We start from the raw sequence: 24,245 nt of genomic DNA on the forward strand, positions 1-24,245 counted from the left end.
GGCCGAATGGGCCTGTGCCTGCCTGCAACGGGGTGACTGCATGCGCGGCTTTGGCTAGGGCTTGCGGGATGATCACGAATGAAACCGGTCCGCGCTGATGGACGCCGCACAGCAGGTTCATGAGCAGTTTGTCGCCGCGCTGGAGGCGGGGCACTTGCAGCGCAGGAGCAATCTGGGGCTGGCCGCGGTGGGGCTTTCCCCGCAGCGCGCCGCCGCCTTGCTGCACAGCCAGATGGTGAGCCGGCAGCTCGACCGGCTGAGCCGCAAGCTGCAGGCGCGGGGCGAGGGGTTCTATACCATCGGCTCTTCGGGGCACGAGGGGAATGCCGCGCTGGCCGAGGCGCTGCGCGTGGATGACGTAGCATTCCTGCATTACCGCGACGCCGCGTTCCAGATCCACCGCGCGAACCGCGTGCCGGGCGAAAACCCGATGTGGGACATGCTGCTTTCCTTCACCGCGAGCGCGGATGATCCGATTTCCGGCGGGCGGCACAAGGTGCTGGGTTCGAAGCGGCTGGCGATTCCGCCGCAGACGAGCACGATTGCGAGCCACCTGCCCAAGGCGGTGGGGGCGGCGTTTTCCATCGGGATTGCGCGGCGGATGGGCTTTGAGGAGACGACGCTGGCGAAGGACGGCGTGGTGCTGTGCTCGTTCGGCGATGCTTCGGCCAACCATTCGACCGCGGTGGGCGCGCTGAACACGGCGGCCTGGGCGGCGTTTCAGGGGACGCCGATGCCGATTGTTTTCCTGTGTGAGGACAACGGCATCGGCATTTCGACGCGCACGCCCAAGGGGTGGGTCGAGGCGAATTGGTCGGGTCGGGCGGGGCTGCACTACATCGCCTGCGATGGCTGCGATCTGGCGGACGCGTGGCGCGGGGCGAGCGAGGCGGTCGATTATGCGCGGCGGTATCGCAAGCCCGTGTTCCTGCACATGAAGACGGTGCGGCTCTATGGCCATGCCGGGAACGATGTGCAGCAGGTCTATATGTCGAAGGCGGATATCGCGGCGGACAATGCGCGCGATCCGCTGCTGGCCAGCGCGGCCTTGCTGATCGAGGAAGGCGTGATGAGCGCCGCCGATGTGCGCAGCGCCTATGACGCGATCGAGGCGCAGTTGCTGCGGCAGGTGGAGCTGGCGATAAAGCGGCCCAAGCTGCCCGATGCAGCGGCGGTGATGGCCAGCATTGTGCCGCCGGGGCGCGAAGGGGTTGAGCGACCTTTGGCGAGCGCCGAGGCGCGGGAAGCGGTGTTTGCGGATGAAGCGGCGGCGATGGAAAAGCCGCAGCATATGGCGCGGCTGATTTCGTGGGGAATGGCGGATATTCTGCTGCAATACCCGAACGCGATTGTCTGCGGCGAGGATGTGGGGCCGAAGGGCGGTGTTTATAATGCGACGGCGCGGCTGCACGCGCGGTTTGGCTCGGCGCGGGTGATCAATACGCTGCTGGATGAGCAGGCCATTCTGGGGCTGGCCATCGGCGCGGCGCACAACGGGCTGCTGCCGATGCCGGAGATCCAGTTCCTGGCGTACGTGCACAACGCCGAGGACCAGATCCGGGGCGAGGCGGCGACTTTGTCGTTCTTTTCCAATGGGCAATATACCAATCCGATGGTCGTGCGGATTGCCGGGCTACCCTATCAGAAGGGCTTTGGCGGGCACTTCCACAATGACAACAGCTTGGCGGTGTTCCGCGATATTCCGGGGCTGGTGATCGCGGTGCCTTCGAGCGGCCGCGAGGCCGTGCTGATGCTGCGCGAATGCGTGCGGCTGGCGCATGAAGAGCAGCGGGTGGTGATCTTCGTCGAGCCGATTGCGCTTTACATGACGCGCGATCTGCATGCCGAGGGCGATGGGCTGTGGACTTCGGTTTACGAAGCGCCCGGGGTGAGCGAGATCCGCGTGGGCGAGATCGGGGTGCATGGTGAGGGGACGGACCTTGCCATCGTGACTTATGGCAACGGGGTCTATCTTTCCTTGCAGGCGCAGAAGCTGCTGGCGGAAGCGGGCGTTTCGGTGCGGGTGATCGATCTGCGCTGGATTGCGCCACTGGCCGAGGACGCGCTGCTGGAGGCTGTCGCGCCGTGCGGGCGGGTGCTGGTGGTCGACGAGTGCCGCGAGACGGGTTCGCAGAGCGAGGCGTTGCTGGCGCTGATGGCCTTGAGGGCGCCGGACAAGGGGCTTGGCGTGCTGGCGGCGACGGACAGCTTCATCCCGCTTGCGCGTGCGGCGACGCATACGCTGCCGAGCCGCGACGGGATTGTGGCCAAGGCGCTGGAGATGGTCAGGCAGTGACAAGGGACATCGCCACTTTCACTCGTCATGCTGAACTTGTTTCAGCATCCATGGTGCTGCCTTGCGCTGAACCCGCAGGCTCTGCGCTGGCTGAGGGATGGACCCTGAAACAAGTTCAGGGTGACGCGGTTTTGAGTGGAGACCTTGCGCGTGGCTGTTGAGGGTCGGAAGGAAACCGTCATCGTCGTGTGCCCGGGGCGGGGGACGTATAATGCGCCCGAGCTGGGATATCTGACGCGGCATCATGCGGGATCACCGTGGCTGGCGCATTTCGATGCGGTGCGGGACGCGGCGGGCAAGCCTGCGCTGACGGCGCTGGATGGGGCGGCGAAGTTTGATCCCAAACTCCACCCGCGCGGCGATGTGGCGGCGCCGCTGATCCATGCCTGTGCTTATCTGGACTTCCTTGCGCTCGACCGCGAGCGGTTCGAGGTTGTCGCCGTCACTGGCAATTCGATGGGCTGGTATACCGCGCTGGCCTGCGCGGGTGCGGTATCGGGCGAGCATGGGTTTGCCATTGCCGATGCAATGGGGCTGAATTCGCAGAAGCACGAGAGCGGCGGGCAGGCGGTGATCGTGATGGCGGGGGAGGACTGGCGGGTCGACCCGGCAACCGAGCGCGCGGTCGAGGCGACCTGCGCGCGTGTGGGCGTGCTGCCTTCGATCCGGCTGGGCGGAATGCTGGTGGTGGCGGGGCCGGAAGCGGCGCTCGATGCGCTGACTGCGCAATTGCCGCCGCTGCCGCGCCCGCCGCTGCGGCTGCCGGGGCATGGGCCGTTTCACACCCCCCTGATGCAGGCGAGCGCCGATGCGGCGCGCGCTTCGCTGCCGGCGGCGTGGTTTGGTACGCCGCAAGTGCCACTGATCGATGGGCGCGGGAAGGTGTGGCGGCGCTTCGAGACCGAGCCGCAAGCGCTGTGGGACTATACCTTCGGGCACCAGATCCTCGCGCCTTACGATTTTACTGCGGCGATGACGGTGGCGCTGAGGGAGTTCGCGCCCGACCGCGTGGTGCTGCTGGGACCGGGCGAAACGCTGGGTGGCGCCATTGGGCAAACCATGATTGCGCAGCGATGGCTGGACATTGATAGCAAATACGTGTTTTCCCTTAGGCAGGAAGAGGATCCGTTTCTCGTCGCAATGGGCCGGGAAGCCCAGCGGCGGCTCATCACCATCTGAGCTATGGGGCAGCTTGTGAGCCAGCCGTCGGTTCTGTTCGTATGCCTGGGTAATATCTGCCGCTCCCCGCTGGCCGAGGCCGCGCTGCGCGCCGAGGCGGTTGCAGCGGGGCTGGCGATCACCATCGATTCTGCCGGGACCGGCGGATGGCATGCGGGTGAGCCGCCCGACCATGGCGCGATCACCGAAGCGGCGCGCCACGGGATCGACATTACAGGCTACCGCGCGCGGCAGGTGCGCCGCGAGGATTTCCAGCGCTTCGGCTATATCTTTGCGTTGGATCAGCAGAACCTGCGCGATTTGCGGCGGATCGAGCCGGGCGGGCTGCTCGGCCGATCGACGGCGCGGCTGAGCCTGCTGATGGACATGGTGCCAGGGCGCGAGGGGACGGCGGTGATCGATCCCTTCGGCGGGAGCGCCGAGGATTTCGCGCAGACCTGGACCGATGTGCGCGAGGCGGCGCGGTATATCGTGACGCGGCTGGGCGGTTAGGTTCTGGTCCGCTCGCGCCGCTCCGCATCGAGCAGGGCGCGTTTGCGTTCGAGCCCCCAGCGGTAACCACCGAGGCTGCCGTCTGCCCGCAAGGCGCGGTGGCAGGGGATGAGGAGCGCGATGCGGTTCGCCGCGCAGGCGCTGGCGGCGGCGCGGACGGCACGCGGCTTTTCGGCGCCGGCGGCGACTTCGGAATAGCTCACCACATCGCCCGGCTTCACCGAGAGGAGGAAGCGCCAGACGCGGATCTGGAAGGCGGTGCCGCGCAGATCGAGCGGGAGATCGGGGCGGGGGGCAGCCTGTTCGAAATGGGCGGCGAGCGCGGCCATCCAGTCATCCAGCGGGGCTGCCGCCGCCAGCGCGGCGGGGAGGAGCGCAGCTTTGGGAAATTCGGCGGCGAGCTGGGCAAGCAGTGCTTCTGCGCTTTCGCCGAACTGGACGAAGCAGACGCCGCGCCGGGTGGCGGCCATCATCAACGGGCCGAGCATGGTTTCGCGGGTGGCATGGACGATATGCTCGCCCGCGCCGCCTGCGCGGTAGGCGCTCGGGGTCATGCCGAGGCTGCCATCGGCCATGTCATAGATGCGGCTGGTCGAACCGAAGCCCGCATCGAGGCCGGCTTCGAGCACCCCTTCGCCTTCGCGCAAGGCCAGCTTGAAGCGGGCGAGGCGCTGCGCGGCCTGATACTCGCGCGGGGAGACGCCGAGCGCGGCCTTGAACGCGCGCTGGAAGTGGCTGGGGCTCATCCCGGCCTGATCGGCGAGGTGGGCGAGGGGGAGCGCATCCTCCGCATGATCGGCAATGTAGCGGGCCATGGCCTGCATCAGCGCGGCGGCAGGTTCCTGCGCGGCGGCGGGATGGCAGCGGCGGCAGGCGCGGAAACCGGCGGCTTCAGCCTCGGCCGGGGCGGCGAAGAAGCGGACGTTCTCGCGCTTGGCGAGGCGCGAAGGGCAGGAGGGGCGGCAATAGACGCCGGTGGTCTTGACGGCATAGACGAACGTGCCGTCCGCCGCCTTTGCGCGCGCGGTGACATGGTGCCAGCGGGCTTCGTCAAGGGCTTCGGGGCTTGCCACGGGCTGGCCGTAGCGTGCGGGGGAGGGAATTGCCAAGGACATCTGGGGGCTCCTGCCGGGGTGAGCAGCGGGATAGCGCGGAGGGCGTGACGACGCGCTCCGGAGCTTGCGGTGCAATCCCGCTAGGCGAGGGCCATCAGGCTGGCGTTGCCGCCGGCGGCGGTGGTGTTGACCGAGAGGGTGACTTCCTCGAGCAGGAGGTGGAGCGGGGTGCCCCCGGGAGCAGATATGTGCAAGGGGACGATGGGGCCTTCGCGCTGCGCGAGCTGGCGGCTGGCTTCGGCGATGCGCGCGGGCGAGCCTTCGATCAGCATGGCGGAGAGATCCGGGATCTGGCCGAGGTCTGCTCCGTCCCACAGCACACGGGCGGCGAGCGCGGCCGGGAAACCGGCGGGGCGTGTTGCGATCGGGCTGGGAACGGTGATCACGGCGGTGTTGCCCGTTGCCAGCACGGCGGCGACCTGCTGCCACAGCGCCTCGACACTGGCGGCGCTGCAGGCGATCCGGCCGCGCGGGGCGAGGCGGTACGCGTTGCGTTCGCCGACCGGGCCGGGAAGTTCTGCCGTGCAGCCGAGAAGCGAGGCCTTGGCGGCGTCCCATGCCGCGCTGGCGGCGGCGGCGAGGCCCTGCGCGGAGGCCCACAGGGCGAAGGCGGCAAGGGTGGTGTCCGGCTCGGCGGGGCGTTCGCCTGCGGGCAGGCTGGGCAAGGCGCCGGGGGCGAAGCGGGTGAGATAGAGCGGGCCGCCCGCCTTGGGGCCGGTGCCCGAGAGGCCGCGCCCGCCGAAGGGCTGCACGCCGACGACCGCGCCGATCATGTTGCGGTTTACGTAGAGGTTGCCCGCGTGGATGCGGCTGGTCACGCGCTCGACGGTCTGGTCGATGCGGGTGTGGAGACCGAAGGTGAGGCCGTAGCCTGAGGCGTTGATGGACTCGATGAGACTATCCATGTCCTCGGCGCGGAAGCGGACGACATGGAGGACGGGGCCGAAGACTTCGGCTTTGAGATCGCGCGGACCCGCCAGTTCGATCAGCGTGGGGGCGATGAAAGTGCCCTCAGCCGTTTCGGGGGCGAGGGGCATTTCGGTGACCGGAAAACCGGCGGCGCACATGGCGGTGACATGCGCGGCGATGCCGGTGCGGGCGCGCTCGGAGATTACCGGGCCGACATCGGTGGCGAGGGCTGCGGGGTTGCCGACCGCGAGTTCGGCCATCGCGGCTTTCAGCATGGTGAGGGTGCGGTCTGCGATATCCTCCTGCAGGCAGAGCAGGCGCAGCGCGGAGCAGCGCTGGCCCGCGCTATCGAAGGCGGAAGCGAGGACGTCGGCCACGACTTGTTCGGCGAGGGCGGAGCTATCGACGACCATCGCGTTGAGCCCGCCGGTTTCGGCGATGAAGGGGATGGGGGCGCCGTGGGCTGTCAGGCGACCGGCGAGGGATTGCTGGATCGCGCGCGCGGTGGCGGTGGAGCCGGTGAAGACGACGCCTTGGGTTTCGGGCGCCGCGACAAGGGCGGCGCCGATCTCTCCGCCGCCGGGGAGGAAATGGAGCGCATCTGCGGGAATGCCGGCGGCGTGCAGCATGCGGACGGCCTGCGCGGCGACGAGCGGGGCTTCGGGTGCGGGCTTGGCCAGCACCGGATTGCCGGTGGCGAGCGCGGCGGCGATCTGGCCGGTGAAGATCGCCAGCGGGAAGTTCCACGGGCTGATGCAGACTACGGGGCCGAGCGAGTGCGCCTCGGCTGGGAGGCGGCGCGCTTCGGCGGCGTAGTAGCGCAGGAAATCGACCGCTTCGCGCACTTCGGCGAGGGCATTGGCGGCGCTCTTGCCAGCCTCGCGAATAAGGAGCGCGATGAGGGGGATGCGCGCGGCTTCCATCGCATCGGCGGCGCGTTCGAGCGCGGCGGCGCGGGCTGCGGCGGGGGTTGCGCTCCAGCTTGATGCGGCGGCTTGGGCAGCGGCGCGGGCGGCGTCTTCTGGGCTTGCTGGGTGGACATGGCCGACGACGTCGCGGTGGTCGGCTGGGTTCAGCACGACTTGCGCGGGGCGGGCGGGATCGCCGGCGCGGTGGTCCTGCGCGGCACTGGCGATCAGGGCTTCGGCAAGCGCGGCAAGGGTGGGTTCGTCGGCGAGATCGAGGCCCTTGGCGTTCTGGCGGTCGGCGAAAAGGGCCTGCGGGAGGGCGATGGCACCATGCGGCGCGCCGGGCTGGGGTTCGGCGGCGACCACGGCGGCGGGGTCTTCGATCAGGGCTTCGACGGGCACGTCAGGATCGGCGATGCGGTTGACGAAGGAGGAGTTCGCGCCGTTTTCGAGGAGGCGGCGGACGAGATAGGCGAGCAGCGTCTCGTGCGTGCCGACGGGGGCGTAGACGCGGCACGGGCGGGCAAGCTTTTCGGGGCCGACCACTTCCTCGTAGAGCGGTTCGCCCATGCCGTGGAGGCACTGGAACTCGTAGTCGCCGAGTGTGAAGTCCGGTCCGGCGAGGTGGAGCACGCTGGCGAGCGTTTGCGCGTTGTGCGTGGCAAATTGGGGGAATACGGCATCGCGCGCGGCGAGGAGCTTTTGCGCGCAGGCGACATAAGCGAGATCGGTGTGGACCTTGCGGGTGTAGACGGGGAAATCGGCGAGCCCGGCTTCCTGCGCGCGCTTGATCTCGGCGTCCCAGTACGCACCTTTGACAAGGCGGACCATGATCCGGCGGCTGGAGCGACGGGCGAGATCGACGATCCAGTCGATCACCATGGGGCAGCGCTTCTGATAGGCCTGGATGACGAAGCCGAGGCCGTTCCAGCCCGCGAGGCTGTCTTCGTGGGCAAGCCCTTCGAGAATGTCGAGCGAGAGTTCGAGACGGTCGGTCTCCTCGGCGTCGATATTGAAGCCGATGTCGTAGTTTTTGGCGAGCTCGGCGAGGGCAAGGACGCGGGGGGCGAGTTCGGCCATGACGCGGGGCGCCTGCGCGCGGACATAGCGGGGGTGGAGCGCGGAGAGCTTGATCGAGATGCCGGGGCCGGAGACGATTCCGCGCCCGGCGCTGGCGGTTCCGATCGCGTGGATCGCCTGCGTGTAGGACTCGAAGTAGCGCGCGGCGTCCTCGGCTGTGGCGGCGGCTTCGCCCAGCATGTCGTAGCTGAAGGCGAAGCCCTGCGCTTCGCGGCGGCGGGCGCGGGTGAGCGCGTCCTCGATCGTTTCGCCCATCACGAACTGTTCGCCCATCATGCGCATGGCGACATCGACGCCGCGCCGGATGACGGGTTCGCCAAGGCGGTGGACCATGCGGGTAAGCGCGTGGCCGAGGCCGGTGGCATCGACGCTTGCTGCGAGCTTGCCGGTGATGACGAGGCCCCAGGTGGCGGCGTTGACGAAGAGCGGCTTGTCACCGCCGAGGTGCGCGGCCCAGTTGCCGGTGGCGAGCTTGTCGCGGATCAGCGCATCGCGGGTGGCATCGTCGGGGATGCGCAGCAGTGCTTCGGCGAGGCACATCAGCGCGACGCCTTCGTGGCTGGAGAGCGCGAATTCCTGCACCAGCGCTTGTACCCCGCCGGGGCGGGCCTTGGCGCGCAGGGCCTCGATCAGGCCGCGCGCGGTGGCGGCGATCGCGGTGCGCGTGGCTGCGGGGAGCGTGGCGGCGGCCAGCAGCGGGCGCACCGCGTCAGACTCGGGCACGCGCGTGGCGAGCGTGATGGCGCGGCGCAGCGGAGTTTCGGGGGAGAGGCGGGGAGCGAAAAGGGGGAGCGCGTTCATAGGGCGCAGAATACGCGATTCTTCGAAGGCCTTTTGCCTGATTTGCATTGTGAACGCATCCAGATCGCCTTAAGTTTGACGGTATGGCAGGCGATACGGATACAGATGGTGCAAATGGCGGGTCGTTGGACCGGTTTGATCGCGCCATTCTGGATATTCTGGCGGTGGACGGGCGGCTGCCGATCACGGAGTTGGCGCAGCGCATCGGCCTTTCCAAATCGCCGACTCAGGCACGGCTCAAGCGGCTGGTGGCGGAGGGCTATATCCGCGGCTTTCGCGCGATCCTCGATCCGCGCAAGCTGGGGATGGACCATGTCGCCTTCACCGAAGTGAAGCTTTCCGACACGCGCGAGGCGGCGCTGGAGGCTTTCCGGCTGGCGGTGTTGCGCATTCCCGAGATCGAGGAATGCCACATGATCGCGTCGAGCTTCGATTACCTGCTCAAGGTGCGCACCGCCGATATCCGCCGCTACCGCGAGGTGCTGGGCGAGAAGATATCGAGCCTGCCGCATGTGGCGAACACCTCCACCTTCGTCGCGATGGAGACAGTGCGCGATCCGCATGATTGAAGTTGCGTTTGCAACCGGATGTGCCTATCGGCGCGCACCGGTCGGCGAATCGTGCGACCGAAGGAGACGTGCATTGCTGGAATTTCTAAACCGAGTGGGCGCCGCGCCCCGGTTCTTCCAGCCCTTCGCCTGACGCGCTTTCGCGCGCCGCGAGAGGGCCTGAGGGCCTTCGTGCGCGGCAATCCCACTTCGATCTGAAACACTGGGAACGTCCCCGTGCGCGCGCTTGCGTCCGGGGCGCGAAGCGAGACTTTATGGACGAGATTACGATTGCCCGGAGGATGCTCCTGCGGGCCATGCAGGGTGTGACGGCGGCTTCTCCGCCGGGCAAGACGCTGCTGGAATTCGGCCGAAGCAATGCCGATGTACTGCTGGGCTTGCGTCCGGCGGTGGCGAAGAAGCTGACCTGGACTGCGCTGAAGCGCGCGGCGGCGGGCAAGGCGTTGCCGCCGCGCGTGCCTTGCGGGGCGGTGCGGCTGGCGGGCGAGGTTGCGGCGCTGTTGCGGCTCGATCCCATCGATGCGGGGATCGTGACGGTGGTCTTCGCGCTGGACCGGGTGCGCATGGTGCGCGACCTCGGCGATATTCTGCGCGGACAAGGCGACAGCCTGCCTGCGATGATCGGCGAGATTGCGGGGGCTGATCCGCAGGATGCCGAGCGGCGCGTGCGGCTGAACCCGCTGTTCCGCATGGGGCTGGCCGTGTTCCGCGCGGACTGGCGCGGCCAGATCGAGCTGGAGACGCGCTGGGCACTCGACAACCTGCTCGACCGCATGCCGGAGAGCGAAGACGGCATCATCGCGCAGCTGGTCGGCCCCCGCCAGACCGGGGCATTGCCGCTGGATGCCTTTGCCCACGTGGCGGAGGCCGATTTCCTGCGGCGGCTTCTCGAAGGCACCAAGGCCGAGCGCGCGGCCGGCATCAACGTGCTGATCCACGGGCCGCCGGGCACGGGCAAGACCGAGTTCGCACGCGCTTTGGTCGAAGCGGCGGGCCTGACGCTGCACAGCGCGGGCGAGGCCGACGACGACGGGCGCGAGCCCGACCGGGCGGATCGGCTCGCCGCGTTCCAGATGGGGCAGCGGCTGCTGGCAGGGCGCGGCGATGCGGCGCTGCTGTTCGATGAGATGGAGGACCTGATCGGCGATGCGACGCCGGTGCAGGGTGACTTCATGCGCGGGCGGCAGGGCAGCAAGGTCTTCGTCAACCGGCTGCTCGAGACCAACCCGGTGCCGGTGATCTGGACGACCAACGCGATTCGCAACATCGATCCGGCGATCCTCAGGCGGATGAGCTTCGTGCTGAAGCTGGGCCATCCCTCGCGCGCGACGGCGCTGCGCATGCTGGAGCATGTGGCGGCCGAGGAGCGCGTGGAACCGGGTGCGGGCTGGGCGGGGCTGGTCGATGCTGCGCCCGAGGCGGCCTCGGTCCTGCGCGTGGCGGCGCGCGGCGGGCGGCTTGCGGGTGAGGCGGACGGCGGGCTGCGCGCGGCGCAGTCACTGGTCAAGGCGCTGCGCGGGACGAGCGACTTGCCGCCGGGCCACGACGGGACGATCGACTTCGACTTGTTCGAGACCGATCGCCCGCTGCAGCCGCTGTTCGATGCGGTGGCGACGAGTGCGCATGCCGACGTTTCGCTGCTGCTGACGGGGGTGCCGGGCACGGGCAAGACTGCGCTTGCCCATTCCCTCGCCCAGCGGCTGGACCGGCCGCTGCTGGTGAAGCGCACGTCCGATCTGCTTTCGAAGTGGGTGGGCGATACCGAGCGCCTGATTGCCGAGGCCTTTGCCGAGGCGCGGGCGCGTGGCGGGGTGCTGCTGTTCGACGAGGTGGACTCGCTGCTGTTTGACCGCACCACGGCGCAGGCGAGCTGGGAAGTGAGCCAGGTCAACGAACTGCTTACCTGGCTGGACCGGCATCCGTTGCCGGTGGTGGCGGCGACCAACCATGTCGGCAAGCTCGATCCGGCGACGATGCGGCGCTTTGTGTTCAAGCTGGAACTGCGCGCGCTTTCACCGGCGCGGGCGGGGCGGGCGTTCACGCGCTTCTTCGGTATGGCGCCGCCGCCGGGGCTGGCCGATGTGCGGGGGCTGACACCGGGCGACATGGCCGTGGTCAAGCGGCAGCTGCGCTTTGCGGGCAATGCCGATGTGGGAGAGATCCTTGCGCGGCTGAAGGACGAGGTGGCGGCCAAGCCGCAGACCGGGGGGAGGGTCGGGTTCTAGGACCCGGTCCTTCCTTCCGGGAGCTGAAGATGATCACAAATCGGTGGTGTATGGAGCATTTGGCAGCTTAACTGCGTCGGAATGTGCAAAAATGTGATCACATTATTGTTGACATTGCGGGGGCGGAAATCTAGGCGGAAAAGGTACTTTTGCGAGCACTTTGCCATGAACGCCACCACGACTGCCCCCTCCTCTGCGCCGAACTCCGATCGCGAGATCGAGACCTTTTCGCCTGCCTCGCCCTATGCCGGCATGCCGACGTACTATGCCGCGAGCGCCAACCCCACGCCGCGGCGGCCGGAACTGCTGGGCGAGGAGCGCGCAGATATCTGCGTGGTGGGCGCAGGCTTCACCGGCATGGGCGCGGCGCTGGAGCTGGCCGAGCGCGGGTACAAGGTGATCGTGGTCGAGGGCGAGCGCGTGGGCTGGGGCGCTTCGGGGCGCAACGGCGGGCAGCTGGTCAATGGCTATAGCCGGCGGATGCAGGAAGTGCGGCAGCACTACGGTGCGGAGGCGGAGAAGGCGTTCGGTGCGATGGCGCTGGAAGGCCAGGGCATCATCCGCGAGCGCGTGGCGAAGTATGGCATCGAATGCGACTTGCGCGCGGGCAATGCGATCATGGCGATGAGCAAGCCGCAGCTTAAGGTGCTGGCGGAGCGAACCGAGGAATGGCACCGCCACGGCCATACCCAGATGTTTCTCGCCGAAGGCGCGGCAGCGCGCGAGCATATCAATTCGGATCGCTATATCGGCGGGATGTTCGATCCCATCGGCGGGCACATGCATTCGCTGAACTATGTGCTGGGCGAGGCGGCGGCGTTCGAGGGGCTGGGCGGGCGGATTTTCGAGAATTCGCGCGTGACCCATGTCGACCGGGGCGCGGAGCCGGTGGTGCATACGGCCAAGGGCAAGGTGCGCGCGAACAAGGTGCTGGTCTGCGGCAATGCCTATCTTGGCGATGCCGCGCCCGATCTTTCGGGGCGCGTGCTGCCGGTTTCGAGCCAGGTGATTGCGACCGAAGTGCTGGGGGACGAGCTGCTCGAGACGCTCTTCCCGACCAACTACTGCATCGAGGATATCCGCTATATCCCGGACTATTACCGGCGCACGGCGGATGGCCGGCTGCTTTATGGCGGCGGCACGATCTATGGCGGGTTCGATCCGGCCTCGATCGAGGGCAAGATCCTGCCGCAGATGTTCCAGACCTTCCCGCAGCTCAAGGGCACCAAGGTCGAGTTCCAATGGAGCGGCAATTTCGCGCTGACGATGACGCGCTATCCGCAGATGGGGCGCGTTTCCGACAGTGTGTACTTCTCGCAAGGCGACAGCGGGCACGGCGTGACCACGACGCAGATGCTGGGGCGCCGTCTGGCCGAGGCCATCGACGGTCAGATGACCAAATTCGACGTGTTCGCCTCGCTGCCGTACATCCCGTTCGTGGGCGGAAAGCTGTTTCGCGTGCCCTACTGCGTGGTGGGCGCGTGGTACTATGGGCTGAGGGATCGCCTTGGAATCTAGGGATGAATCCTGAATCTCAAGTTAGCTTGAGGTGTGATTCCGGTTCCTGATTCCTTTCAATGCTTTGCTGGTTTGTTGGGCGGGTCTTTGCCGGGCCTGCGGGCCTATGCATGTGGCTCTGGATTCCCGCCTTCGCGGGAATGACGAGGGGGTGGGAGAACACCTTTCCGTCACCCTGTGCTTGCCACGGGGTTGGGCTTTTCTTCAGGCGCGGCGCTTGAAAAGAAAAGCCAAGGCCCGGATCAAGTCCGGGCCGACGATTACACCTGATGCTTTCTGGTTCTAGCGGTGTCGCTCAAGAGCGGCATTGGCCCTCGCGATCAGATCGGCCTTCCAGTCATCGCGGGCGATGTCCGGGCGGTCGGCGCACCAGCCGATCAGCATGAGCGAGCGCACCAGCAGGAACAGGTTGACCTGCGCGAGGACGTCCTCCGGCAGCGCGCGGCGCTGCGCGTAGCCGGCGAGGAAGCGGTCGCGGACTTCGGGGAACTGCGGATCGCTGCTGGCGTTCCAGATACAGACGGCCATGTCGAAGGCGGGCCAGCCCCAGGCGCAGTCGTCGAAATCAATGAGGCCCAATTGGTCTCCGCTGATGAGGACATTGGCGGGGTGGGCGTCGGCGTGGATGAGGATCAAGGGATCGGCAAGGTCTGCGAGGCGGGCGGCGACGTGTCTGCGTGCTTCGGTGAGGAACTGGCGTTCTTCGGCGTTGAGGCAGGCCAGATCCCAGAAGCGGCCCCAGAAGGGGTTTTCGCCGACAAGGCCCGGCGCATCGAGGCAATGGCGGGTAAAGGCGGGGGGCGGGCGCCAGCTGGCGGTGGCATTGTGTAGATCGGCGAGAAGCGTGCCGGTGCGTTCGAACCAGTCCCAGCTTTCAGGGCCGCGATTGTCGCCGAGCAGGCTGCCGAGCGTCTGGCCGGGATGCCAGAGGGTCAGGCCGGCGAGGCGGGTGCCTTCGGGATCGGGCGTGGCGACTTCGGCATACCATCCGCCATTGGTGGTGCGGCGGCCCGTGGGGACGAGCAGGCCGCGGGCTGCGAGGTGGGCGGTGAGCTGGCGTTCGGATTCGAGTTCTGCGAGCGCGAGGTAGCCGGGGCGGTGGAGGCGCAGGGCCCATGTCGTGCCCGCGGGGTCAGTCGCGCGGAAGACGACGTTTTCGCTTTTGCCGACGGGGTGGGGTTCGGTTTCGGGGAGGCCGAACTGGACGAGCGCTTCGCAGGCGGCGGGGAGGTAAGCCTCGATCTCAGGCATGCGTGACGCGGTCGAAGGCTTCGAGGAAGGCCATGGCGTCTTCGCGGGGGAGGACGAGCGGGGGGCGGATCTTGACGCAGTTGTTGAAGGCGCCGTCGACCGAGGTGAGGAAGCCTTCGCGGCGGAGCGCACAGACGAGGGCGAAGGCGTGGGCGGCATCGGGTTCGCCTGTGCCGTCGACGAATTCGGCGGCGAGGAAGAGGCCCTTGCCGCGCACATCGAGGAGGCCGGGCGTGTGGCCGAGGCGCTGCTGCAGCTCCGCTTTGAGTTCGGCGCCGAGGGTGCGGGCGTGTTCGACGAGGCCTTCGTCCTCGATCACATCAAGCACCGCGAGGCCGACCGCGCCTTGCAGGGGGCTGGCGGCGAAGGTGTTGAAATAGCGGGTTTCGGCGCGGAATTGCTCCACCACATCGCGGCGGGCGCACGTGGCGGCGAGGGGGAGGCCAGCGCCCATGGGCTTGCCGGTGACGACCACATCGGGCGTGAGGCCGACGTGGTCGTAGCCCCACCATGTGCCGCTGCGGCCGTAGCCGGCCTGCACTTCATCGGCGATGATGAGGCCGCCTTCTGCGCGGACCAGTGCTTCGGCTGTTGCCATGAAGCCGAGCGGGATATCGGGCAGGCCCTCGTTGGCGAGGATGGGGCAGAGGATGAGGGCGGCGAGGCCCTGGCCGCTGGCCTTGAGGTCGTCGATCGCGGCTTTCAGTCGCTCCACATAGGCCTCGGCCAGTCCTTCGCCGGGCGGGAGGGGGCGGAGCGTCTCAGGGAAGGGGATCGAGCGGATATCGGGGTGGCGGGTGTCGTCTGCGGAGAGGTTCGTCAGCGCGCCGACCACGGTATTGTTGCCGTGGTAGGTGTGGTTCGTGCAGACGATCCCCTGCGCAGCCGTGGCCATGCGGGCCATGCGCAGGGCGATCTCGATGGCTTCGGTGCCGGAGCAGCTGAATACCGCACTTTCCGTGACGCGCTGGAGCGCGGTGAGGCGTTCGGCGAGCGCAATCGCCGGTTCGCTGAGGTAGCGGCTGTGGGTGTTGAGCGTGGCCTGCTGGCGCGCCATTGCCTCGACAATGCGCGGGTGCGCGTGGCCGACGGACGCGACGTTGTTGTACATGTCGACATAGCGGCGGCCGTCAGCGCCGAAGAGGCTCGCGCCTTCGCCGCGCACGAGGTGGAGCGGTTCGTCGTAGAACAGCTTGGCGCCGCGCCCAAAGGCGCGGTCGCGCCTTGCCAGCAGCGGATCAGGCCCAGAGTCAGGCGTTGCGGAGATACCAGTCATAGTCGAGCGCGGTGACCTCGCTGAAGAAGCGGTCCTGTTCGGTGCGCTTCACCGCGCAGTACATCTCGACGAAGGTATCGCCGAGATAGTCGCGCATGATGGGTGAAGCGTGGAGCGCATCGACGGCGGCGTACCAGTTGCCGGGGACCTGATAGGGGCTGTCTGCCGCCGCCTTGTAGCCATCGCCGACGACCGCCGGGCCGGGATCGATCTGGTTGACCATGCCGTGATGGACGCCCGCAAGCATCGCGGCGAGCGCGAGGTAGGGGTTGGCGTCCGCCCCGGCGAAGCGGTGCTCGACATGGCGCGACGCGGGCGGACCGGCGGGGACGCGCAGGGAGACCGAGCGGTTGTTGACGCCCCAGATCGGCGCGGTGGGGGCGTAGCTGTTGGCGCGGAAGCGGCGGTAGGAATTGGCATTGGGCGCGAAGATGCCGAACGCCTGCGACTGCGTTTCGCGCAGGCCGCCGATGGCGTGGCGCATCTGCTCGGTGCCTTCGGGGTCCTCGCTGGCGAACACGTTCTTGCCGTCTGCACCCGCCATGCTGAAGTGGAGGTGCATCGAACTGCCGGCGGAATGGCTGAAGGGCTTGGCCATGAAGGTGGCGGCCATGCCCTGCGTCTGCGCGACGCCCTTGGCGAGGCGCTTGTACATCTGCGCTTCGTCTCCGGCGCGCAGGGCATCGGGGCGGTGGTGGAGGGTGAGTTCGACCTGGCCTTGGGCGTATTCGGAAATGACCGCTTCGAGCGGGATGCCCTGCACGTCTGCCAGCCGCCAGAGTTCCTTGAAGAAGGGGGCGAAGTCCTGAATGTCGGTGAGGCTGAAGACGTCGATCAGGTGGGGCTGCGCGCTGGTGTGCGGCGAGCGGGCGAGGTGGACCTCGCCGCGCGGGCCGCGGACGGGATCGACGAGGTAGTATTCGATCTCGCAGGCGACGACGGGGGTGAGGCCGAGCGGCTTGAACCGGTCCACAACGCGGGCGAGGACGTGGCGCGGATCGAGTTCGCAGGGGGTGCCGTCTGCGTAGTACATCGATGTGATCACTTGCGCGACATCATCGCCCAGCCACGGCGCCTTGACGAGCGTGCCGGGAACGGGGCGCAACATATAGTCCGGATCGCCGTTGCCCCAGACGAGGCCGGTGTCTTCGCAGTCCTGCCCGGTCACGTCTGCCACCAGCATCGAGCTGGGATAGAGGCGGCCGCTTTCGTAGATCGTCATGAGTTCGCTGCGCCGGACGCGCTTGCCGCGCGGGACGCCGGAGAGCGCGGTGAAGATCACTTCGATGAAGGCGATTTCCGGATTGGCGGCGAGGAAATCGCGTGCTTCAGCCGGGTCGGCGATCATGGATTGCGGGGCGGTCATGGGTCGGAACGGTCCTCGGGAGCTTTCGTACCGGGTGGTATGGAGCAGGGCGGGGGGAGTCAATCAGGCTTGGCGCGCCCGCAAAAATGTGATCACATGGCGGCATGATGGCAACAGATCTCGTGGACGAAACGCAAGGCGGCGCGGATGATCCGCGCACGCTGCACCAGCAGGTGCTGGCGCGGCTGCGGCAGTCCATCCTGCTTGGGCGGATCGAGCCGGGGCAGGCGCTGACGATCCGGGGGCTGGCGGCGGACCTTGGCGTGAGCGCGATGCCGGTGCGCGAGGCGCTGCGGCAACTGGTGGCGGAGCGCGCGCTGGAGCTGATGGACAACCGGCGCGTGCGCATTCCGCCGATGACGATCGAGCGCTTCGACGACCTGATCGCGGCGCGCGTGGTGCTGGAGGCCGAGGCGGCGGCGCGGGCCATGCCCTATGTGACGGAAGGCCTGATCGCGCGGCTGGAAGCGGAAGATGCCGTCCTCAACAAGGCGGTGGCAGAGCGCGACTACGACCGCTGGATCGGCGCGAATTATGCTTTTCATTCGATACTTTACGGGGCGGCGGGGCAATCTGCCTTCGTGCCGCTGATCGAATCGCTGTGGCTGCAGATCGGCCCGTTTCTGCGCCGCGCGATGCGGACCATTTCGGGCCACTACACGGTTGACCGGCACAGCGAGGCACTGGCGGCGCTGCGGCGGCGCGATACGATGGCGCTGCGGATCGCGATCGAGGCCGATATCCGCGACGGGATTGCGCATATCGGCAGCACTCTGATCAGGAGCGAGGCCTTGGGGGCTGCGCGTGGCCCTTCGACAGGCTCAGGGCGAGCGGAAGTTTTGAGTGAGGCGGTTTAAACGGGGGGCGATATGGCATGAGCGAGCAGGGCGGCCAGCCAAGTCTGGCGAAGGGCGCATTGTCGGCGCTGGAATCGACGATCATGGGGATCGCGGGGACATCGCCTGCCTTCACCGTCGCAGTGACGACCGGCACGATCTATGCCGCAATCGGGCCGCTTTCGGTGGGGAGCCTGCTCTATAGCGGCGTGATCATGCTGGGCATCATGTTCGCCTTTGCCAAGCTCAACCGGGTGATGCCCGATGCGGGTGCGGCGTTTGCCTGGGTGGGTTCGGTGTTTGGCCCGACCTGGGGCTTCTTTGCCGGGTGGGGGCTGATGGTCGCCTCGGTGGTGTTCATGGTTTCCGCCACTTTGCCCGCCGCGACGGCCACGCTGCTGCTCTTCGCGCCCGATCAGGTGGAGAACACCCCGCTGGTGACGGCGATTGCGGCGGTGTGGCTGACGCTGGTGACCGCCATCGTGCTGCGCGGGATCAAGCATGCCAGCACCGCGCAGGTGATCGTGACGGTGATCGAGGCGGCCATCGTCGTCGCATTGCTGGGCGCGGCGGTGATCTGGTTTGGCGCCACCCCGGCGCACGCGCCTGCGCTTTCGTGGATCGCGCCGGGATCGTTCACGTTCAAGTCGTTCGCCGATGGGGCCATCGTCTCGGTGTTTTTCTACTGGGGCTGGGACGTGACGATGAACCTGGGCGAGGAGACCGAGCCGGAGGATGCCTCCAAGGGCGCGTTCTGGGCGATGATCAACCTCATCGTGTTCTTCGTGATCCTGATGACGGTGGTGCTGATCGCGCTTTCCGACAAGGAGATCGCCGCAGCCAATACCAACGTGCTCTATGCGATATCGGCCAAGATTTTCCCTGCGCCGTGGAGCTATCTGGTGGTGCTGGCGACGGTGCTGAGCACGGTGGGCGCGCTGGAGACGCAGATCCTGCAGTTCAGCCGCAGCATGTATTCGATGGCGCGTGCGGGCGTGCTGCATCCGCGTTATGCCGCCGTGCATCAGGAGTGGCAAACGCCGTGGGCGGCGACGCTGGTGATCTGGGCCCTGGGCCTCGTGCTGCTGTTTGCGGCGTCCTACATGCCTTCCGTCGCGGCGATCCTTGAGAGTTCGATCGAGGCGATTGGGCTGCAGATCTGCTTCTATATGGGGCTGACGGGCTATGCCTCGGCCTGGCATTTCCGGGGGCTGCTGCGGACGGACATGCGCGAGGCGTTCACCCATGTGGTGATGCCGCTGATCGGCGCGCTGTTCATGACCCTCGTGGCGGCCTGGGTGATCCCGACCTTCAGCCCGATTGTGCTGACGGTGGGCATCGGCGGGCTGGCGCTGGGCTTCATCCCGCTTTCCATCGGCTGGTGGCGCAATGCGCGGGGCGGCGCTTTGCCGGCGTAAACCTGCGCGAAATGTAACGGAATATGCCTAGGCGTTAACCGCCTGTTCGGTCCGGACTGCTAGCCCTTGAGGCTGGAGACCCGATTTTGAACGACGCATCCTTTACCATACGACCGGGGAAGGCACGCCTTCCCGGAGCGGGCGAGGCTGATGCCAGCTTTGCCGTGCTGCCGTGGCGCGCATGGGATTCGCCGGATGCGCGCGCTGGATGGGATGCGCTGGCGGCGCGGGCGGGCACGCCCAATCCGTTTTTCGAGCCGTGGTACTTGCTGCCGGGCCTTGCGCGGTTCGATCCGCAGGAGCGCATCCACATCGCTGCGCTGAAGCGGGGGGATGCCCCGCAGGCATTGCTGCCCTTGCAGCGCGCGCGGCGCTATGGCCAGCACCCGCTGCCCCATCTGGCGGTGTGGCTCCATGCCAATGCCTTCCTTGGCGCGCCGCTGGTGGCAGATGGGGCCGAGGAAGCGTTCTGGGAAGCGCTGCTCGACTGGGCGGACCGCAACGCCGGGCTGGCGGCCTTCCTCCACGCGGCCTCGCTTCCGCTGGAGACGGCGCTGGCCGAGGCGCTGCTGGCGGTGGGCGCGCGGCAGCGGCGGCAGATCGTGCTGGTCCACCGCGAAGAGCGCGCGATGCTGGCTTCACCGCTGGGGCCGTCGGCCTATCTGGAGCATGCGCTGCCGGGCAAGAAGCGCAAGGAATTGCGCCGCCAGCAAGCGCGGCTGGCCGAGCAGGGCACGCTTGCCGCCTTGCGCCGCACCGATGGCGAGGGCATCGCGCTGTGGATCGAGCAGTTTCTCGCGCTGGAGGCGCGGGGCTGGAAGGGCAGCGCGGGCAGCGCGCTGGCCTGCGCGGGCGAGACGGCGGGGCTGTTTCGCGAGAGCATGATGGCGGCGGCGGAGCGCGGCTGCCTCGAGCGGCTGAGCCTTGAACTGGACGGCGAGCCGATCGCCATGCTGGCGACGCTGATCGCGCCGCCGGGGGCCTTCTCCTACAAGACCGCGTTCGACGAGCGCTTTGCGCGCTTTTCGCCGGGTGTGCTGCTGCAGCTGGAAAATCTGGCGTTGCTGGAGCGCGCGGGCGTTCGCTGGGCCGATAGCTGCGCGGTACCCGACCATCCGATGATCGATTCGCTGTGGCGCGAACGCCGCGCGATCGGGCGCTTTTCCATCGCCATCGGCGGTCCGGCGCGGCGCGCGCTGTTTCGCCGCATCGTTTCCTTCGAACTGTCTCGCAATCCGCAGGGCCTGAAATGAGCTGTACCGTGTTCGAAGCAGAGGCGCGCGCCGCTTTTGCCGCTGCCTATCCCGAAGTGCCGCACCGCCTGCGGCATGAGCTGCGCGGCCATCCGCTGTTGATGCTGGATGCGCTGGCGGACCTGGCCGAGGCGCTGCCGGAGCAATCCCGCGAATACAACCGCGCCGACTTGCCGGTGGGGCTCAACGGCATCGTGCCGCCGGGCAACGGCCTTGGCATCGGCGAGACGATCCGGCGCATCAACGAAACGGGCAGCTGGGCTGCGCTCAAGAACATCGAGCAGGTGCCGGCCTACCGCGAGTTGCTGCTGGCGCTGCTGGAGGAGCTGCGCCCTGCGATCGAGGCGCGCACGGGGGCGATGCTGCGGCCGCAGGGCTTCGTGTTCATCACCAGCCCGAACGGGGTGACGCCGTATCACTTTGATCCTGAGCACAATATCCTGCTGCATCTGGCGGGCGTGAAGGCGATGACGCTGTTTCCGCAAGGGAACCCGAACTACGCGCCCGACGAGACGCATGAGGCCTACCACACCGGCGGGGGGCGGGAGCTCTATTGGCGGGATGAGCTGGATCGCGGCGGCACCGAATGGAAGCTGCGACCGGGCGAGGCGCTCTACGTGCCGGTGATGGCACCGCATTACGTGCGCAACGGACCGGCGAGCGCGATTTCGCTTTCGATCACGTGGCGTTCGGAATGGAGCTTTGCGGAAGCCGATGCGCGGGCATTCAACGCGGTGCTGCGGCGCATGGGGCTTTCGCCGCGCGCGCCGGGGCGCTGGCCTGCGGACAACCGCGCCAAAGCAGCCGGCTGGCGCATGCTGCGGCGGCTGCCGGGGTTTGGCTGAGGGCAGCTTTCCGTTGACGCAAACGTCAGGTTGGGCAATGCCGCCCGCCATGAGCGAAACACCCGAAAGTTCCGATCCGGCTGATCTCGTCGCCGGCTTGCTGCGCCTGCTCGATGTTACGGATGGCGGAAATGACCACTTTGCCGGAGCGCGCAAGCCCGGCGGGGTGGGGCGCGTGTTTGGCGGGCAGGTGATCGGGCAGGCGCTGGCAAGTGCAGAGCGCACCGTGCCTGCGGACCGGCCGGTCCATTCGCTCCACGCCTATTTCCTGCGCAGCGGTAACGAAGACTACGGCATCGATTTCGAGGTGATGCGCGATCTCGATGGCGGGAGCTTTGCCAATCGCCGCGTGGTGGCGAGCCAGCAGGGCCAGGATGGCAAAGTGAGGCCGATCCTGAGCATGGTGGCCTCGTTCCACAAGCGCGAGCCGGGGGTGGAGCATGCCGAGGACATGCCGGTGGTGGCCGAGCCCGAGAGCTTGCGCAGCGAGGCGGACTTGCGCGCCGAATATGCCGATCGCGTGCCCGAGCGGCAGCGCCACATGATGCTGCAACCGCGCCCGATCGAGCTACGCCCGGTGGAATCGCGGCACTGGATGGGCGGCCCCCCACGCGAGCCCTTGTCGCACACATGGATGCGCGCGGTGGCGCCGTTGCCCGATGATCCCAAAATCCACCGCGCGGTGCTGGCCTATGCCAGCGACATGACGCTGCTCGGCACCGCCACCCTGCCTCACGAGATCAGCTGGGCCAAGGGCAACATGATGGGCGCCAGCCTTGATCATGCGATCTGGTTTCACGACGATTTCCGCGCCGACGAATGGATGCTTTATGTGTGCGACAGCCCGTGGGCAGGCCGCGCGCGCGGGTTCAACCGGGGGCGGATCTTCACGCGCGAGGGCAAGCTGATTGCCAATGTGGCGCAGGAAGGGCTGATCCGCCCGCTGACGAAGAAAAGCGAAGGCTGACCTATTTCTTGCCCGGCGGGCAGTTCACGATGGCTTCGAGCAGGGTGACCTGCACCAGCGACGTGGACACCATGGTGAGCAGGCGGTCGGAGTTGGTCTTGTCGGCCAGCGAGAGCACGATCGCATCGAAGGCCTTGCAGCGCTGCAGCGTGGTGATGCCGCCGCCGTACTGATTGCCGATCATCGTCAGGTAGCGGTCATAGGGATCGGTGCGGCGCGAAATCTTGGCGGCGGGCTTCGCGGCAAGTGCGGGCGCGGCGGCTGGGTTGGACAAGGCCTTGCGCGCTGTGCCCGGGGCCGGTTTTGCCGCGATGGAGGTCGATGCCAGCGTGCGCTTGCCGGGTGCTGCCCTGCCAGGTGCTGACTTGCCGGGGGCTGCCTTGCCGGCGGCCAGCTTGGCCGGGGCCGTCTTGACGGGTGCGGGCTTCGCCGGGGCGGCTGGTGCCGGGGTGCTGGCAGCCGCGACCTGCCGGGCTGCGCCGAGCGCGGGCTTGACGGGGAGGCTGCGCAGGAAGCTGGCGACGCGGTCGTTCGCTTCGGCAAACATGGTGCGGCGCGAACTGTTCATGCCGTCCAGATGATCGCTGATCGGCACGCCGACATGGCGGCAGCGCACCCCGACGCCCATCATCATCGTCTGGAACTCGACAAGGCGGGCAGCCTGCACGGTGGCGGCATCGGGGCAGACCGCAGCGGTTTCGGCGGCCTGCGCGGCGACCTGCGCGAGCACGAGCGCGAGGGCACCGACAAGCCCGGCACCGCGCGGAAAGCGCGCCGGGGTCACGGCTGCTTCGCAGTCTCGCACGCGCGGATCGGCACTGCCATGAGCGTGTTGAACGCGCTGACCAGCGCCGATTGGGCGGTGAAGGCGGCCGCGGCGACCGGGCCATAGGCGCGGGCCTCGGCGGCGACCGCGTTCATCGGATTGATATCGCCGCTGAGCTGGTTGGTATCGTAGAGATCCTGCAGCTGATGCATGTAGGCGATCGTCGCATCGTTGTTGCGCTTCGCCGCTTCGACGGCCGCGATATAAGTCTGATCGTGGAAGGCATTGCGCGCTTCGGCCGAGCAGAAGCTGGCGGGGAAAGCGAGCGGCGGGATTGCTGCGAGCTGCGGGCGTGGCGGCAGGACGAAGCCGGTGGGCAGCGGGCCGACCGCGATCGGGCGCGGATCCCCCGCCGGTGCCGCGCTGGCCGAGAGTGCTGCTGCATCGGGCACGGCAACCGGCGGTCCGGCAACTTCGACAAGGCGGGACGGGGCCGCGCCGGGAACCGCCAACGGAGCGGCGGCGGGGGCGAGCGGGGCGGTGTTTGGCGCGGGGCCTCCTTCGGCCACCTCGACAATCGGGGCGGGCGAGGGCGCGCCGAGGCGCTGGCTATCTCCCAGCGCGCCGAGCAGACGGCGCAGCGCGGCGCTGTCGCTGCTTTCGGGTTCGGGATCGGCCGGCTCGGCGGCGGTGACATAGGGCGCGGATTCGGCTCCGGACCTGGTGGCCACGATGGGCGCGGATGGCGGCGCTGAGCGCGCGGCTTTTGCGGCGGCAAGCTGCTTCGGAGCGGGTGCCGGTGCCGGTGTTGCGAGGGGCGGTGGTTCTGCCTTCGCCGTCACGACTGGGGGCGCGGGCTGCGGTGTGGGCACGACCTGCGCGGGTGCAGGTACGGGTGCGGGTGCAGGGGCCGGGGCCGGTACAGGGGCGGCGAGTGGGCGCAGTTTTACCAGCTTGACCCGCGCCACCGCAGCAAACGTGCCGTTCGGATACTGCGCGAGGTAAGCTTCGTAGAGCGCCGGATCGTTGCCGCTTTCGACCGATTGCCAGTAGGTCAGCTCGAACTGGGAGCCGACGCCGGTGGTGGCCTGTCCTTGCGCCGAGATCGGCACGGCTAGCGGAAATGCCAGCGCGGCGAGCGCGACGGCGAGCATCCGTGCCGGCGATTGCCGCAC

The 24,245-nt window shown here is 67.9% G+C and carries 18 protein-coding genes; 11 read left to right on the plus strand and 7 right to left on the minus strand.

What is annotated here, in order from left to right:
- Nucleotides 1-97: 97 nt before the first annotated feature.
- The 3 genes from ACODS2_RS03885 (at nucleotide 98) to ACODS2_RS03895 (ending at nucleotide 3,967) form a co-directional block, all read left to right on the plus strand.
- On the plus strand, nucleotides 98-2,296 hold the full coding sequence (locus tag ACODS2_RS03885) for a dehydrogenase E1 component subunit alpha/beta (protein ID WP_488997641.1): 2,199 nt from the start codon (nucleotides 98-100) through the stop codon (nucleotides 2,294-2,296).
- A 150-nt stretch (nucleotides 2,297-2,446) separates the two neighbouring features.
- Nucleotides 2,447-3,475, plus strand: coding sequence for an ACP S-malonyltransferase (locus tag ACODS2_RS03890; RefSeq protein WP_488997642.1), 1,029 nt, complete (start codon nucleotides 2,447-2,449; stop codon nucleotides 3,473-3,475).
- Between the two features lie 3 nt (nucleotides 3,476-3,478).
- Nucleotides 3,479-3,967 (plus strand): low molecular weight protein-tyrosine-phosphatase, encoded by a 489-nt coding sequence (locus ACODS2_RS03895; protein ID WP_298164198.1) that lies wholly within the window; start codon nucleotides 3,479-3,481, stop codon nucleotides 3,965-3,967.
- Here ACODS2_RS03895 and ACODS2_RS03900 read toward each other — a convergent pair.
- Nucleotides 3,964-5,082, minus strand: coding sequence for a bifunctional transcriptional activator/DNA repair enzyme AdaA (locus tag ACODS2_RS03900; RefSeq protein ID WP_488997643.1), 1,119 nt, complete (start codon nucleotides 5,080-5,082; stop codon nucleotides 3,964-3,966). The genes ACODS2_RS03895 and ACODS2_RS03900 overlap by 4 nt on opposite strands.
- A gap of 80 nt (nucleotides 5,083-5,162) precedes the next feature.
- On the minus strand, nucleotides 5,163-8,780 hold the full coding sequence (putA, locus tag ACODS2_RS03905; protein WP_488997644.1) for a bifunctional proline dehydrogenase/L-glutamate gamma-semialdehyde dehydrogenase PutA: 3,618 nt from the start codon (nucleotides 8,778-8,780) through the stop codon (nucleotides 5,163-5,165).
- An 83-nt stretch (nucleotides 8,781-8,863) separates the two neighbouring features.
- On the opposite strand from putA, the gene ACODS2_RS03910 reads away from it, so the two are divergent.
- The 3 genes from ACODS2_RS03910 to ACODS2_RS03920 all read left to right on the plus strand — a co-directional run bounded on the left by ACODS2_RS03910 (nucleotide 8,864) and on the right by ACODS2_RS03920 (nucleotide 13,092).
- Complete coding sequence (locus ACODS2_RS03910; RefSeq protein WP_488997645.1) at nucleotides 8,864-9,349, plus strand: Lrp/AsnC family transcriptional regulator; 486 nt, start codon at nucleotides 8,864-8,866, stop codon at nucleotides 9,347-9,349.
- 296 nt (nucleotides 9,350-9,645) lie between these two features.
- Entirely contained in the window at nucleotides 9,646-11,574 is a 1,929-nt protein-coding gene (locus ACODS2_RS03915; RefSeq protein WP_488997911.1) for an AAA family ATPase, read from the plus strand.
- Nucleotides 11,575-11,739: 165 nt separating this feature from the next.
- The gene (locus ACODS2_RS03920) at nucleotides 11,740-13,092 is read left to right on the plus strand and encodes an NAD(P)/FAD-dependent oxidoreductase (protein WP_488997646.1); all 1,353 of its coding nucleotides are present in this window, start codon (nucleotides 11,740-11,742) and stop codon (nucleotides 13,090-13,092) included.
- Nucleotides 13,093-13,374: 282 nt separating this feature from the next.
- On the opposite strand, the gene ACODS2_RS03925 is transcribed toward ACODS2_RS03920, so the two are convergent.
- The 3 genes from ACODS2_RS03925 to ACODS2_RS03935 are packed head-to-tail and all read right to left on the minus strand — an operon-like array spanning nucleotide 13,375 to nucleotide 16,985.
- Nucleotides 13,375-14,343: a phosphotransferase enzyme family protein gene (locus ACODS2_RS03925; RefSeq protein ID WP_488997647.1), complete on the minus strand. Its 969-nt coding sequence runs from the start codon at nucleotides 14,341-14,343 to the stop codon at nucleotides 13,375-13,377.
- Entirely contained in the window at nucleotides 14,336-15,619 is a 1,284-nt protein-coding gene (locus ACODS2_RS03930; RefSeq protein WP_488997648.1) for an aspartate aminotransferase family protein, read from the minus strand. Before ACODS2_RS03930 ends, ACODS2_RS03925 begins: the two co-directional genes overlap by 8 nt.
- Entirely contained in the window at nucleotides 15,594-16,985 is a 1,392-nt protein-coding gene (locus ACODS2_RS03935; protein WP_488997649.1) for a glutamine synthetase family protein, read from the minus strand. Before ACODS2_RS03935 ends, ACODS2_RS03930 begins: the two co-directional genes overlap by 26 nt.
- A gap of 104 nt (nucleotides 16,986-17,089) precedes the next feature.
- Here ACODS2_RS03935 and ACODS2_RS03940 point away from each other — a divergent pair, with 104 nt between their 5' ends.
- The 5 genes from ACODS2_RS03940 to ACODS2_RS03960 all read left to right on the plus strand — a co-directional run bounded on the left by ACODS2_RS03940 (nucleotide 17,090) and on the right by ACODS2_RS03960 (nucleotide 22,304).
- Nucleotides 17,090-17,842, plus strand: a complete 753-nt coding sequence (locus ACODS2_RS03940) for a GntR family transcriptional regulator (protein WP_488997650.1) — start codon at nucleotides 17,090-17,092, stop codon at nucleotides 17,840-17,842.
- A 17-nt stretch (nucleotides 17,843-17,859) separates the two neighbouring features.
- A complete protein-coding gene (locus ACODS2_RS03945) occupies nucleotides 17,860-19,239 on the plus strand; it encodes an APC family permease (protein WP_488997651.1) in 1,380 nt (459 codons plus the stop codon).
- A gap of 86 nt (nucleotides 19,240-19,325) precedes the next feature.
- On the plus strand, nucleotides 19,326-20,492 hold the full coding sequence (locus ACODS2_RS03950) for a GNAT family N-acetyltransferase (protein ID WP_488997652.1): 1,167 nt from the start codon (nucleotides 19,326-19,328) through the stop codon (nucleotides 20,490-20,492).
- Entirely contained in the window at nucleotides 20,489-21,337 is an 849-nt protein-coding gene (locus tag ACODS2_RS03955) for a transcriptional regulator (protein WP_488997653.1), read from the plus strand. Before ACODS2_RS03950 ends, ACODS2_RS03955 begins: the two co-directional genes overlap by 4 nt.
- A 49-nt stretch (nucleotides 21,338-21,386) precedes the next feature.
- Nucleotides 21,387-22,304: an acyl-CoA thioesterase gene (locus ACODS2_RS03960; RefSeq protein WP_488997654.1), complete on the plus strand. Its 918-nt coding sequence runs from the start codon at nucleotides 21,387-21,389 to the stop codon at nucleotides 22,302-22,304.
- Nucleotide 22,305: 1 nt separating this feature from the next.
- On the opposite strand, the gene ACODS2_RS03965 is transcribed toward ACODS2_RS03960, so the two are convergent.
- On the minus strand, nucleotides 22,306-23,088 hold the full coding sequence (locus ACODS2_RS03965) for a hypothetical protein (protein ID WP_488997655.1): 783 nt from the start codon (nucleotides 23,086-23,088) through the stop codon (nucleotides 22,306-22,308).
- A complete protein-coding gene (locus tag ACODS2_RS03970) occupies nucleotides 23,085-24,245 on the minus strand; it encodes a hypothetical protein (RefSeq protein WP_488997656.1) in 1,161 nt (386 codons plus the stop codon). The genes ACODS2_RS03965 and ACODS2_RS03970 overlap by 4 nt, the downstream gene beginning before the upstream one ends.

The sequence above is a fragment of the Novosphingobium sp. FG137 genome (assembly GCF_057809735.1).

Coding starts and splice junctions, on each gene's coding strand:
- ACODS2_RS03885 (WP_488997641.1), top strand. CDS start 98: ATGGACGCCGCACAGCAGGTTCATGAGCAGTTTGTCGCCGCGCTGGAG.
- ACODS2_RS03895 (WP_298164198.1), top strand. CDS start 3,479: ATGGGGCAGCTTGTGAGCCAGCCGTCGGTTCTGTTCGTATGCCTGGGT.
- ACODS2_RS03900 (WP_488997643.1), bottom strand. CDS start 5,082: ATGTCCTTGGCAATTCCCTCCCCCGCACGCTACGGCCAGCCCGTGGCA.
- putA (WP_488997644.1), bottom strand. CDS start 8,780: ATGAACGCGCTCCCCCTTTTCGCTCCCCGCCTCTCCCCCGAAACTCCG.
- ACODS2_RS03910 (WP_488997645.1), top strand. CDS start 8,864: ATGGCAGGCGATACGGATACAGATGGTGCAAATGGCGGGTCGTTGGAC.
- ACODS2_RS03915 (WP_488997911.1), top strand. CDS start 9,646: ATGCAGGGTGTGACGGCGGCTTCTCCGCCGGGCAAGACGCTGCTGGAA.
- ACODS2_RS03920 (WP_488997646.1), top strand. CDS start 11,740: ATGAACGCCACCACGACTGCCCCCTCCTCTGCGCCGAACTCCGATCGC.
- ACODS2_RS03925 (WP_488997647.1), bottom strand. CDS start 14,343: ATGCCTGAGATCGAGGCTTACCTCCCCGCCGCCTGCGAAGCGCTCGTC.
- ACODS2_RS03930 (WP_488997648.1), bottom strand. CDS start 15,619: ATGACTGGTATCTCCGCAACGCCTGACTCTGGGCCTGATCCGCTGCTG.
- ACODS2_RS03935 (WP_488997649.1), bottom strand. CDS start 16,985: ATGACCGCCCCGCAATCCATGATCGCCGACCCGGCTGAAGCACGCGAT.
- ACODS2_RS03940 (WP_488997650.1), top strand. CDS start 17,090: ATGATGGCAACAGATCTCGTGGACGAAACGCAAGGCGGCGCGGATGAT.
- ACODS2_RS03945 (WP_488997651.1), top strand. CDS start 17,860: ATGAGCGAGCAGGGCGGCCAGCCAAGTCTGGCGAAGGGCGCATTGTCG.
- ACODS2_RS03955 (WP_488997653.1), top strand. CDS start 20,489: ATGAGCTGTACCGTGTTCGAAGCAGAGGCGCGCGCCGCTTTTGCCGCT.
- ACODS2_RS03960 (WP_488997654.1), top strand. CDS start 21,387: ATGAGCGAAACACCCGAAAGTTCCGATCCGGCTGATCTCGTCGCCGGC.